Here is a 14,154-nt window from a genome sequence, read left to right as displayed (position 1 = left end):
ACGATGAAAGGAGCTTCTTCATGTTTAAACGCAACGTTCTCGCGGTATCCATGACCCTCGCGGCCCTCTGCTCGGCCCAGGCTGCACTGGCTGACATCAACGGCGGCGGCGCTACCTTGCCACAACCGCTGTACCAGACTTCTGGCGTACTGACTGCCGGTTTCGCCCCCTACATCGGTGTGGGCAGCGGCAACGGCAAGGCAGCGTTCCTGACCAACGACTACCGCAAGTTCGTAGCCGGTGTTACCAACAAAAACGTGCACTGGGCGGGTAGCGATTCCAAGCTGACAACTGCTGAACTGACCGCCTATGGCACTAATAAGCAACCTACCTGGGGCCCGCTGATTCAGGTGCCCTCGGTGGCTACTTCGGTTGCCATTGCCTTCAACAAGTCTGGCGCCAATGCGGTCAACCTCAGCGTTGACGATTTGTGCGGTGTGTTCTCGGGGCGTCGGACCGACTGGAGCCAGATCAGCGGTGCCGGTCGTACCGGACCAATCACCCTGGTTTATCGCAAAGAGAACAGCGGTACCACTGAACTGTTCACTCGCTTCCTCAACGCCAAGTGCAAACCATCCCTGGAAGGCGGCACCTTCGCTGTGACTCAGGCGTTCGGCAGCAGCTTCTCCGGCGGTCTGCCGACGACTGCCCTCAACCCCCTGCAACAGCCGATTCCGGGCAGCACTACCACTCCGCCAGAAACCTATAAAGACACCAGCGAAGGTGTGATGAGCACGCTGAACTTCGCCGAAGGCCGAATCACTTACATGAGCCCGGATTACGCTGCGCCTACCTTGGCTGGCCTTGATGACGCTACCAAAGTCGCTACCGTTGCCGGTGTTTCGCCTGCTCCAGGTAACGTTTCTACCGCTATCTCTGTAGTAGCAGTACCTGCCGTAATCAACCGCGCCAACCCGAACGCCTGGGTACCGGTGTTCGCTGCTACCACCAGCACTACTGATCCAAGCGTAGTGGCCTATCCAGACAGCGGCTATCCGATCCTCGGCTTCACCAACCTGGTGTTCAGCCAGTGCTACGCCGACGCCACTCAGACCTCGCAAGTGCGCGCGTTCTTCACACGTCACTACGGCAACGCGGTCAACAACGACACCGCCATCAACAACAACCGCTTCGTGCCACTGCCGAAGGTTTGGAAAGATGCAGTTCGTGAAACTTTCATCACTGCTGCCAGCGACCTGAGCATTGGCAAGTCCAACACCTGCAACGCCATCGGTCGTCCGCTGTAACCCACGCTTTCTCCGACCCGCAACACCCAATCAGCAACGGCCTGCGCCGTTGCTGATTTTTTTGCGGGAGGCTCTTTATTTTCCGTAGCCAGGGTTTGCCTTCAAAGATCTAGGACTCCCACAGTCGATTGACGGACCTCCGTGAAACCCTGCGTCAAGTATCAGCCTTATATGAATTTTCGATGACAGATGTTCAGTCCCGCCCCTCGCCAACCGCCTAACTCCCATACGTGACGCGCGTCGCCAGTCGCCCATGAGCAATAACAAAGAAGGATGATTCCAGATGGTCCGCTGCAAACCACCGGTTAACGTGAATGCCCAAGGCCCTGGCAACGGCCAGACGATCCTGCGCCTCAAGCCCCTGGCCCATGCCATTGCCTTGCTGCTGGTGGCGGGCAGTGCCCACGGTGCCACGGCCTTCAGTTCCGGCTGGTTCGCCGACAAGGGCGCGTCCCAGGCGGCGACGGCGGCGCGTCCCGGGGCGCAGGTGCCGGGGATGCCGCCGCCGTTGTCCCAGCAGGCCCGCGTCAACCAGCAGTTGCAGCGCTCCCTGAGCACCCTCAACACCAGCGTCGCGGCGATTGCCGCGCAACAGGCAGCCCAGGCAGCGGGGCGGCAGGCAGCGATGGGGCAAATCTCGACCATCCCCGATGGTCTTGGCAAGGGCGGGTTGCAGGTCGATAACAGCCTGACTCAGGGCTGGATCAATGCCAAGGGCCCGACCCAGAGCCAGGCCGGCGGCAAGACCACGGTGGCCATCGAGCAGACCGCTGACAAGGCGATCCTCAACTGGGAGACCTTCAACGTCGGGCGCAACACCACCGTCGACTTCCAGCAGCAGTCCAACTGGGCACTGCTCAATCGCGTCAATGACCCTAACGCTCGCCCCAGTGAGATCCAGGGCCAGATCAAGGGTGCCGGCACGGTGATGATCATGAACCGTAACGGTGTGGTCTTCAGCGGCAGCAGCCAGGTCAACGTGCGCAACCTGGTGGCGGCTGCGGCCACCATCACCGATGACCAGTTCACCTTGCGCGGAATTTATGTCGATGCCAATGGCACCCAGCCAACCTTTACCGATGCGGCGGGCAAGGTCGAGGTGCAGCGCGGGGCGTTGATCCAAACTCATGCCCCGGCCACGTCCACCGACTCCGGCGGCTACGCCTTGCTGCTGGGCTCGGAAGTGGAAAACGCCGGCACCATCATTACGGCCAAGGGTCAGGCCACCCTGGCGGCGGGCGACAGTTTTTATATCCGGCGCGGTGTCGGCACGGCGGGCAATGACCGTTCCACCACCCGTGGCAATGAAGTGGCCACCAGCCTCAAGGCCGGCAGTACTTCGGGCAAGGTCAGCAACAGCGGCTTGATCATGGCCTCCACCGGCGATATCACCCTCACCGGGCACCAGGTAGAGCAGAACGGCGTGGTCCTGGCCAGTACCTCGGTGGACACTCGCGGCACCATCCATCTGCTCAACTCGGCCAGCGACAGCACCGGTAGCGTGACCCTGGGCCAGGGCAGCACCAGCGCGATTCTGCTGGACAGCAGTGGCAGCACCGCCCTCAACAGCCAGAAGGACAACGGCCTGATCAAGCTCGACGGCCATGCGGCCAACCTGATCACCGGGCAGTTCAATAATCTGAGCAGCGTCGCCGATCGCACCGACCAGTCGCGGATCGAGATCGTCAGCGGCAGCACCGTGGACTTCCAGAAAGGCTCGATTACCCTGGCCACCGGCGGTCAGGTGGTAGTCAGCGCCAGCCAGCGCAGCCTGGTGCGCGATGGCGCGATGATTGATGTGTCTGGTGCTATCGGCGTCAAGGTGTCGATGGAATCCAACAACATCAAGATCAACGTCCAGGGCAACGAGCAGCGCGACGCGCCGGTCAACCGGGAAAGTGGCAAGTTGATCAACAATGATGTGTGGGTCGACTTGCGGGAGCTGGTGTTCGTCCCCGCGGGCACCAACGGCTATGCCACGGATCGTTGGTACACCGCAGGCGGTCTGTTGGAAGTGGGCGGTTACCTCGGCACTCAAGGCCACTCGGTGGGCGAGTGGATGGCCCAGGGCGGCACCGTGACCTTTACCGGCAAGGACGTGGTGACCCAGCAGGGCGCCCAGATCAATCTGTCGGGCGGTACCGTCGATGTGCAGGCCGGTTATATCCAGCAAACCTGGCTCAAGGGCCCTGATGGTCGGCTCTATGAACTGTCGAAAGCACCGGGGGACATTCTGTACACCGGGTTCTACAAGGGCTTTGAAGACAGCAGTACACGTTGGGGCCGCACCGATCTTTATTACAATCCGCTGATCGCCTCGCAACGCCGCTATGAGGCCGGTTATACCGTGGGCCGCGATGCCGGCAAACTGGTGGTGGGCACGACCAATGCGGTGCTGGAAGGGCAGTTGATCAGCGACGTGTTCCAGGGTGATCGCCAGACCCTGGCGCCTAATATCAACCTCGATGGTTATCAGCAGTCGCAGAAGGCAATGGCCCAGCGCGCGCAGCTGATCATCGGCCAGTACACGCCGATCTTCAATAAAAGTACCGGCACCTTGCGTTACGCCTTGACCCCGACCACGAACCAGGTGCTGATCGAGGGCAACTCGCAAAAGATTGCCGATGGCCTGGATCTGAGTACTGCGTTACCAGCCGAGCGTCAGGGCAAGCTGGTGCTCGACAGTGACCAACTCAACGGCTACCAGTTGGGCGCCATCAAGGTGGGGGCCAAGCAGCAGATTGAGGTCAACGGTGCGCTCAAGGTGGCGGACGGTGGCGATATCACCCTGTATGCACCCGGGGTCAAGGTCAACGCCAACCTGACTGCCCACGGTGGCAGTATCAATGCCGGGAACGTGCTCAGTCAGATTTATCTCAATGGCAACAACGTTGTCACCGATGTGATCCTGCCGGGCTTGGCGGGAGTCAGTGTCGCCGATGGGGTCAAGCTGGATGCCTCCGGGCGCTGGAACAACCTGGCGCTGGACCCTTCGATCACCGACGGTGTGGCCTATATAAACGGCGGCAACGTGTCGCTGCGCAGTACCGGTGACGTGAAACTGGCGGCCGGTAGCCTGGTGAGTGTGTCCTCCGGCGCAACCATCGGCCTGGACGGTACGGTCAGCGGCGGCAAGGGCGGCAGCGTGACCCTGGGCGCCTTCGGTGCACTGGAGTTGGGCGGTGATATTCGCGGCTATGGCGTCAGTGGCGGCGGCACTCTGGCCCTGCAAGCCCAGAAGGTGCTGGTTGGTAATAACGCCAGCGTGCCGCAGGCCGGTACCTTGCAACTGGCCGGTGACTTCTTCAACAAGGGTTTCTCGGCCTATGACATCACGGGCAATGAAGGTTTGATCGTCGCCGATGGCGCGAAGGTCGACGTCAGCATGCCGGTCTACCGTTTAGGCGAACAGGCGGCGACTACGCCGAGCGGTAGCGACCCTGCCACGACTCTGGAACGCTGGACCCCGCAGCTGTATCAGGAAGATGCGACCAAGGGTGTGCTGACCCAACGCCGTGGTGCCAGCCTGAACCTGGCCGCCGGGTATCAGGACTCCACGGCCGCGCAGATGGCGACCACCGCCCTGACAGTGGGTCAGGGCGCAGTGATTAGTGTCGATCCTGGCCAGGCGATCAACCTGCGCAGCATCGGCCAACTGACCGTCAACGGCACGCTCAACGCCTGGGGTGGTAGCGTCAGCCTTGCGGGCATAAGTACGACTGACTCCGAAAAGGTCGATGCCATCGGCCACGGTCGCTCGATTTGGATCGGCGAGCAGGCATTGATTGATGTGGCAGCCCGCTCCGTAACCGCGGTGAACAATCGCGGTGGGCTTTACGGTCAAGTGCGCAACGGCGGCCAGATCACCATCGGCGGTGATATCAACCCGGCCACCGGCATCGCCAAGGCCAGCGACTTGTTTGTAGTGGTACGCGAAGGCGCGCGGCTGGATGCTTCCGGCACTCAGGCGCTGTTGGATATTCCGGGGCAGGGACGCACGCTGGTGGCGAGCAATGGCGGCAGTATTGCCTTTGCTTCCAACAATGGCCTGTACCTGGACGGCAGCATTGTGGCCAAGGCCGGTGGCAAGGGAGCCGCGGGTGGGCGCCTGGCGCTGGCGCTGGAGTCTGTGTATTACCAAAGAGCCTATGCCAACGATCGGGTTCTGGCCCCCCGCGAGATGATTCTCAGCCAGGTCCACCGGGCCAATATCTTACCCGATACTGCCGAGTCAGCTGCCGACTCGCTGATTTATGGTCATGGGCGGCTCGGGGCAGATCAAGTGATAGCCGGTGGTTTCGACAGTCTCGCCTTGTTGAGCCGAACACTGTCATTCGCCGGTGATGTATCACTGAACATGGGACAAAGCCTGGAACTGTATTCCGGTGGTATGGACTTGGCCCTAGGAGCTTCGAACACCTCGCAGGTTAGCCTTAATGCGCCCCATGTAGTGCTCAGCGGAATACTCTCGCCGCTCAGAAACGAAAACTTTCTGATTTCGCCGTCATCAGCGCAGAAGCCCGCGATACCAGGCCAAGGCCTGTTCACGCTCGACAGCGACTTGCTGGATATTCGCGGTGAGGTGTTTTTCGCACTCAATTCGGGTTTTGATCAGGTACACCTCAACAGCCGTGGTGATCTGCGGTTCCTCGCTGGTCGCGATGGCGCGGTGACAGAAGGCTTCAGCACGATACTGGAATCGGCGGGCGACCTGACCTTGCGCGCGGCCCGAATCTACCCTGGCAGCGGGATCAGCGCTCAGGTATTGGTAGGCTCTCTGGGCGGCAATAACCAGAAAAAGGAGTTCGACCCAACGCGCACCCTGACTATTGAGAAAGTTGGCAGCGATACAGGTGTCGCGCCGTACTCGGTGTTCGGGCGCCTGCAACTGGGCGCCGCTACTATCAAACAAGGCGGCGTGCTGCGTGCGCCCTTGGGGGTGATCGAACTCGGCAACCTGGGCAGTACCAGGGTCGAGCTGTTACCCGGCAGTCTGACCTCGGTCAGTGGCAGAGGCCTGGTATTGCCGTATGGCGGTACGGTGGATGGCCAGACCTATCGCTACAACGGCAAGACTGTGAATTTCGTGGGGCAGGGTGGGGTGGTGATTGGCAGCGGCGACCTGACGGTCGGGGTGATCCTGGGCGGCAAGTCCGTGGCGGTATTGCCCGAGGCTGTCCTGGACCTTTCCGGCGGTGGTGAACTGTTAGGGGCCGGGTTTATTTCCGGGCGCGGCGGTTCCACCGATGCGCGCTACAACCCGCTGGTACAGTTCGGGGCCAATGGCGGGTTTGCGCTGCCGGGGCTGAACACCAACCCGGTGTACGCCATCGTGCCTGGCGCTCAGCCGGGGTATGCGCCGGTGGCCGCCGAGGGCGGTGCGGTGGCGCCACTGGTCGGTCAGCAGATCACCATCGGTGCCGGGGTTTCGGGGCTGCCGGCCGGTACTTATACCTTGATGCCATCCACTTATGCGCTGATGCCGGGGGCGTTCCGGGTTGAGATCAATGGCTTGGCCGGGCTGGGCAGTGACGCTGGTGCCACGCCAATGCGTAACGGCTCATGGTCCACGGTAGGGCGTTTGTCGATTATTAACACCGGTATCCAGAACGGCCTGGTCAGCCAAGTGATCCTGACGTCGGCCGACACCTTGCGACGTTATTCCCAGTACAACGAAACCGGTTACACCCAATTCGCCATCGCCGATGCCGCCAAGCTCGGTGTGCCACGACCTTTGCTGCCGATGGATGCCAAGACCCTCAAGCTGGCGATGAATGTCGGGGGCGGCAGCGATACGTTTTCGTTCAAGGGCATTGGCCGCTTTGATGCAGCGCTAGGAGGCTTTGGCGGTACGGTGGCGCTGATCAACCGGTCACTTGGCGATATGCAGATCGTCGATGCCAGTAAACCGCTTGATCCAGGGTTCACCGGCTTGACCGTGGATGCCCAAAGCCTCAACGCCCTGGGGGCCAAGCGCCTGCTGGTGGGTGGCCTATCGATGGTGCTTTATGGCCAGGGTGGCAACACCATCGAATTTGCACGGGGGGAAAACGCCCCGGGTGGTTCGATCCTGCTGCGAGCAGGTGTGACCCTGGCGGCGCCGGAGGTGATTTTGGTAGCCGGTAGCGGCGATCTCGTGATCGAGCAGGGCGCGTCAATCAATACCATCGGCCAGGGGGCGGCGTCCTATGATGCCCGTGATGGTTTTGTCTACAAAGGCGTGCCCAACATGCTGGCGGTGTCCAACGGCCTGCTCAATGTGCTGCCCTACGTTAATGCGGGGAATATCAAGACCGGCGGTATTCAGATTGGTGTCTGTGCCACTGGCAGTTGCTCGGGACAAACCTCGCTCTATTCGCAGGGCAGCATCGTCGCGGCAACCGACACAGCCTTGGAGCTGGGCGACCAGGTGCGCTATGGCACTCGTCACCTGGCGCTGGCCTTGAGCAATATCAACGTCGGCAGCACCACGGGCCTGGCAGATGCCGCAGCACGCAACGTGTTGCCGGCCGGCCTGACCCTCAACCAGCAGGTGCTCGATCGCTTGTTGCGTGGTGATACCCAGTTCGGTGCACCGACCCTGGAAACCCTGCAACTGTCGGCCAGCAAGGCCTTCAACTTCTACGGCACCACGACTCTCGACACTTACGACCCTCAGACTGGCAAGTCGCGCCTGGACAATTTTCTGTTGTCCACCCCGGCGATTTACGGTTCCGGTGATGCCAACGATGTGGCCACTATCCACACCGCCCATTTGATCTGGCAGGGCTCCGAGGCAGCACCCGGAGCGGTCATCGCCGGCGGTGCCGGTATCGGTAGAGGGCGTCTGGATATCAACGCCGAGCGTATTGAGTTTGGCTATGGTGCCTTCGCTCAGAAGAGCACCACCAAGACCTTCGACCGCCTGGCCCTGGGCTTTGCCAACATCAACCTCAACGCCAGTGAACGCATCACTGCGAACCACAAGGGCAGCCTCTCGGTGTATCAGCGCCAGGCTGGGTATGACCCGGTCAAGGGCTTCCAGTACATCGGTGGCAACCTCAATATTCTCACCCCGCTGATGACCGGTGAAGCCGGCTCGGCGAACCGCATCACGGCGGGCGGTGCGATTGACGTGGCAGCCTCGGCTGGTGTGCGTGGCACGGTTAACGGCCTGGGCGCCGAACTGTCCTTGCAAGGTGACAGCATTCGCCTGGCCACTGCGGTGGTGCTGCCTAGCGGCAAGGTCAGCCTGGGCGCCCGTGGCGACGTGATCCTTACCGGCGACGCCTTGATCGACGTCGCCGGTCGCGCCATCGCGTTCAACGACGTCACCCAATACAGCTGGGGCGGCGATGTGCTGCTGGACAGTCGCACCAACAATATCCTCCAGGCGGTGGGGTCAACCATCGACCTGTCGGCCACACACAATCGGGCCGGCAAGCTGCGGGCTATGGCGGTAGATGCGGCGGGGGGGATTGTCGACCTGCAAGGCAAGATCCTTGGCGGCAGCAGCGGCTATTACGATGCCGGTGGCACCTTGATGCCTTATCAGGCCGGTACTGTGGAAATCCAGGCCCAACGCCTGGGCAGCGGCGACAACCTGGACCAACAGTTCGCCGACCTTAACCAGCGCCTGAACGAAGGCCAGGTGTTTGGCTCGCGCAGCTTCCAGCTCAAACAGGGCGACTTGACCATCGGCAACGGCCTCAAGGCCGGCACCATCAACGTGTCCGTGGACAACGGCAGCCTGTTGGTTACAGGCAGGGTGGACGCGAGTGGTGAGCGCGTTGGCAGCATCAACCTGGCGGGCAAACATGGCCTGACCCTGGATGGCAGTGCGGTACTGGACGCCCATGGCAGCAAGTTGCGGGTGGACAGCTACGGCAAAATCATCGACTCACCCAACCGGGCGATGGTAATCCTCGGCTCCGGCACCGGCCTGTTGACCTTGGCCGACGGTGTACGCATCGACCTGCGCCACGGCACCGACGTGGTGAAGGGTAACGACGGTCGCAATCGCGGCACCCTGGAGCTGAACGCGCCACGGCTGATCAACCCCGATGGCACCAGCAATGACATCGCCATCGACGCACATGGCCAACTAAATATCCAGGGCGCCCGCTCGATCACCCTCAACGGCATGATCAGCTACGACGATGCCGAGGTGAAAACCGATCCTACCGCCAGCGGTCGGCCATATCAGGTAATCGATCAGAACTACCTGGAGAAAAAGCATGATTTGAGCGTCAAGTTTATCGACGCTGCACTGCTCAACAATAATCTGCGGCAAAACAAACTCGCTGGCCTGAATAACGCGACCTACGCCGATGCCTTCCACTTGCGGCCAGGGGTGGAAATCGTTAGCAAAACGCCGGACGGTGATCTGGTGGTGCAGGGCGATCTCGATCTCTCTGGCTTCCGGTATGCCAGCCTCAACCCACACATCAAGAAGACAGACGATGTTTACGGTTCTGGTGAGTCGGGCAGCTTGACCTTGCGCGCCGGTGGCGACCTGAATATCTACGGCAGTATCAACGATGGCTTCGCGCCACCGCCCGAGACCGTTGATGACAAAGGCTGGGTGCTGTTGCCGGGTATCGACTTTACCGGCGGCGATATTGTGGTGCCGGGTCATGGTGTAACCCTGGCGGACGGCACTGCGTTCCCGGCGGGTACGGTGCTCAATTACGACCTGCCGATCAAGGGCATGACCATGGCTGCCGGTACCCGCTTGCCGGTGCGCGCGACCCTGACCCAAGACCTGGTGCTGCCGTCTGGCACTGTATTGGCTGCGTCGGTGCTGGATGCTTCCGGCAATGTGTTGTTGGCGGCAGGTACGTTGTTGAGCCAGGCGCACACACTGGTGGCCGGTTCACAGTTGGAAGCTGGCAGCCTGCTGACTCAAGGGACTAAATTTGGGGCCATGACCTGGCCCAAAGGTGTGCCGCTGCCCTCCGTAGATGCCGCCACAAGGGCCACTGACAATATCGTCACACTCAACGGCAATATACCGCTGCCACGGGGCGCACTCATTCCTTCGGGGACCAATGTCAAGTTGCTGGCCGGTGCGGACTCGGTGCAGTTGCGTGCGCAAGTGGCCGGGAAGCCGAATCGGCTCTGGGCCATTTCGCCGATGCTGGCTGAAGGTTCGCAATCATGGTCGCTGCGCCTTGTGGCAGGGGCTGACACCGAGGCGGCGGACAGCCGCATCCTGCAAGCGCATCCGCGCAGCGGTGACTTGCATCTGGCGGACAGTCACTACGGCATGTTTGCCAAGCAACTGCCTCCAGAAGGTGTTCAAACGTGGACTGCGCAGGCGATCCTGGACCTCGGGCCGGATGGGGAGGGGCTCGATATCAAAGAGGGTGAGCCGATTGACCAGAAGATGTTTGACGACTTAAGCCTAGGCACGGTTGCCGACTTCTGTCTCAGTTCTCCGGAGTACTGCGCTATCAAGGCTCAATATGTATGGACCCAAGTCGCGGTGGACGACTTGGGCGTCGAAGAGGGGACGGTGATCACTGACGCGATGGTCAAGGAGTTCAATAATCCAACGATGCATTCGGTCGAGGATTTGTGTGCCCAGTTGCCCAGTTACTGTCTTTCCCTGAGCGTCACGAAGTATGCAGCAGTGCCATCAAGTACGCGTTTCAGTGTGATCCGCACCGGCACCGGTGACCTTGAGCTGCTCAGTGCCGGCAACCTGAGCATGGATTCGCTGTACGGGGTCTATACGGCGGGCACGTCCTCCACGTCCACTTACAAGGGCGACCCTTATAACCAGCCCAAGGCTCTGGGGCGTGGCAAGACCGTACTCAATGACCCTGGCAGCTACTTCGAACAGTTCGTCAACGGTGACACTGGCAGCCTGTACCGTGCCTGGTACCCGGAGGCAGGCGGCAACCTGACGATGAACGTAGGTGGCAACCTGACGGGGAACATCGTTGCTCCACTCAATAGCGGCTTTTTTCGGCCTAACCCTTTGGATGCCGGCACAGATTCGGCGAGTGTGGGTAATTGGCTGTGGCGCCAGGGCAGTGCGGATGTGAATGTCGGCGGCCAACCCCAACCGACAGCCTGGTGGATCAACTTCGGTAGCTACACGGCCGACAATGACCTGGCGAGTAAGGCTGCCAGTGCGGATCAGTTGGTCGGCTTTACCGGTTTCGGCACGTTGGGTGGTGGTGATCTGGACATACAGGTCGCGGGTGACGCAGGGGTACTTCAGCGCATGGCCGGTAATGCCATGCTTTCCTTCGCCAACCCGCGCAGTCAAGGCCTGGTGCTGGCCGTTGGCAGTACTGGCCGAGTGGCGAGCGATGGCAGTCTGCAGTTGACGGGCGGTGGCGATTTGCGCGTGCGTATCGGTGGTGCCATGAACCCGGCCAGTGACCTTTTGGTCGGCGGGCAGAACGGCATGCTGGTGAATTTACGTGGTAATGCGCAGTTGCTTGGCGGTGCCCTGGGCCAGATTGACCTGCACTATGGCAGCGTCAAGGAAGATCACGGTGCTGGCGAAACCCGGGCGTTCGATGCATTGCAGGCCACCCGTGGCCGGGCAGTGGGCGGCATGACGCTGGTGCCGGGCGATGCCACATTTAGCCTGGCGACACTGGGTGATGTTGTTTTGCAGGATGTGGTGGACCCAGGGCGAGTGGAACTGCTCAACAGTTCGCCACTCACACGTGGCTCCAAGGAACAAGGGAACTTGGAACACGGTATTGGCACCAGTTGGTTCTCGCTGTGGACCGAACGTACTGCCATTGACCTGTTTTCAGCGGGAGGCAATTTGACCCCAAACACTGGAGGCATAGCGTCAGACCTGGCGATTGTCTATCCCTCGATTGTCCGGGCAACGGCGGCCAGCGGCAGTTTTTACTACGGCAAAGCCGCTGCCTCACCGCAGTTTGACCTGGATTACAGTTCTGCTCTGTTGCTCGCCCCAGGCGCCCACGGCCAGTTGCAGTTCCTGGCTAACGACTCGATTTACGCCGGCGGCATGTTCGTGACGCCATCGTCGGCCGATCCGAGCGTCATGGCGACCCCTTGGCGTCCGGCGTTTGTCGGCAGGGTTAACGGTGAGGTCGCCGTTGACGGCAGCAACCTGTCGGCGAACGGTAGTCCTGCGAATGGCAATCCATTGCCATTGTTCGTCTTTGGTTCCGCCAGCGCGTCGACAACCTCGAACCGCTCAACCGACCCTGCACGTTTCTATGCGGTTACCGGGGATCTGGTGGGGGTCACCAGTGGACGGATCATCTCCTTTGACTCTGGCCCAACGTATCTTCATACGGGGCAGACCTGGTACGAGGGTGGTGCGCCGGTGTGGATGATGGCCGGACGGGATATTGTCAGCAGTGGCAGTCGGTTTAATACCATTCCCAGCCCCGAAAACGCCCTGTCGACGGGCAACCTGTTCATCCATAACAGCCCCAACGATATATCCATCGTCTCTGCCGGGCGCGACATCCTCTACAGCAACTTCCAGGTCGCCGGCCCCGGCACCCTGGAGCTGACTGCTGGCCGCAATATCCTCATGTCTGGCGGCGACGTCCTGAAGGGCGGCGAGGTAAGTGTCACCAGCCTCGGCCCTGTCGCCCCAGGCGATAACCGCCCTGGCGCGAGCATTGTCATGCAAGCCGGCGCCGGCCCCAACGGCCCGGATTATCGGCGCTTTGTGGAGGCCTACCTCAACCCGGGCAACCTGGCGCAGCCGGGTGAGGCGCTGTCGATCCAGGGCAGCAAGGTCGCCAAGACCTACGAAAACGAACTGGTCACCTGGCTGGCCGAGCGCTTCGGTTTTGAAGGTGACAGCGAGCAGGCCCGGGCTTATTACACGGCGCTGCCGGCGGAGCAACAGCGGGTGTTTGCCCGTGAGGTGTATTTCACCGAGCTCAAGGCTGCCGGCCGTGAATACAACCAGGACGGCGGTGTGCGCGAGGGTAGTTATGTACGGGGGCGGGCGGCGATTGCTGCGCTGTTCCCGGACAAGGACGTGGCCGGCAATGCGATCACCTACAAGGGCGATATCACCTTGTTTGGCGGCTCCGGCGTGCACACCAATTTTGGTGGTTCGATCCAGATGCTCACCCCTGGCGGCGGTCAGACCTTCGGCATAGAAGGCGCTGCACCACCGGCTTCGGCGGGGGTTATTACCCAGGGCGCGGGGGATATCCAGCTGTATTCCATGGGCAGCATTCTGCTGGGCCAGAGCCGGATCATGACCACTTTTGGCGGTTCGATCATGGGCTGGTCGGCAGCGGGGGATATCAACGCCGGCCGGGGGTCCAAGACCACCGTGGTGTATACGCCGCCCAAGCGGGTCTATGACGGTTGGGGCAATGTGACCTTGTCGCCGTCGGTGCCGAGCACGGGGGCAGGGATTGCCACGCTTAACCCGATCCCGGAAGTGCCCGCGGGGGACATCGACTTGATTGCGCCGTTGGGCACGGTTGATGCGGGGGAGGCGGGGATTCGGGTGTCGGGCAATATCAACATTGCGGCGTTGCGGGTGGTGAACGCGGCGAATATCCAGACCCAGGGCAAGTCGTCCGGGGTGCCGGTGTCGGCGTCGGTGAATGCCGGGGCGATGAGCTCGGCCAGCGCGGCGGGTGCGGCGGCGTCCCAGGCGGCGGAAGATGCGGCGCGTAATCAGCAGGCGGCGGCGCGCGGGGGCAGGGCTTCGATTGTGACGGTTGAGGTACTCGGGTTTGGTACAGAGCCAGTACCGCGAGGGCAGGAGGATGCGCGCAGGGCGCCGGTGTATAACCCGGACAGTCCGGTGCAGGTGTTGGGCGCGGGGCCTTTGAGTGAACAGGCGCGGGCGCGGTTGACGGATGAGGAGCGGGGGCAGATTAGTTTGTAGGGTTTTGATGGACCTCTCGTTGTAACCAGTTTGGGGCGATCAGTGATTGCCCCTTTTTTT

The 14,154-nt window shown here is 61.4% G+C and carries 2 protein-coding genes; both read left to right on the top strand.

Going from position 1 to position 14,154, the window contains the following annotated elements; genetic code table 11:
- Window positions 1-20 precede the first annotated feature (20 nt).
- Window positions 21-1,247 carry a substrate-binding domain-containing protein gene (locus tag ACZRKZ_RS07500; RefSeq protein WP_463981232.1) on the top strand — a complete coding sequence of 409 codons (1,227 nt, stop codon included), beginning with the start codon at window positions 21-23 and terminating at the stop codon, window positions 1,245-1,247.
- 283 nt (window positions 1,248-1,530) lie between these two features.
- A complete protein-coding gene (locus tag ACZRKZ_RS07495) occupies window positions 1,531-14,094 on the top strand; it encodes a filamentous haemagglutinin family protein (protein ID WP_463981231.1) in 12,564 nt (4,187 codons plus the stop codon).
- The last annotated feature ends 60 nt before the right edge of the window (window positions 14,095-14,154 follow it).

The organism is Pseudomonas sp. c313 (genome assembly GCF_055407145.1).
The sequence above is the reverse complement of the archived record's forward strand: the minus strand, read 5'-3'. Positions and strand labels throughout refer to the sequence as shown.

Excerpts from the sequence above, each read along its gene's own strand:
- ACZRKZ_RS07500 (WP_463981232.1), top strand. The coding sequence starts at position 21 with ATGTTTAAACGCAACGTTCTCGCGGTATCCATGACCCTCGCGGCCCTC.
- ACZRKZ_RS07495 (WP_463981231.1), top strand. The coding sequence starts at position 1,531 with ATGGTCCGCTGCAAACCACCGGTTAACGTGAATGCCCAAGGCCCTGGC.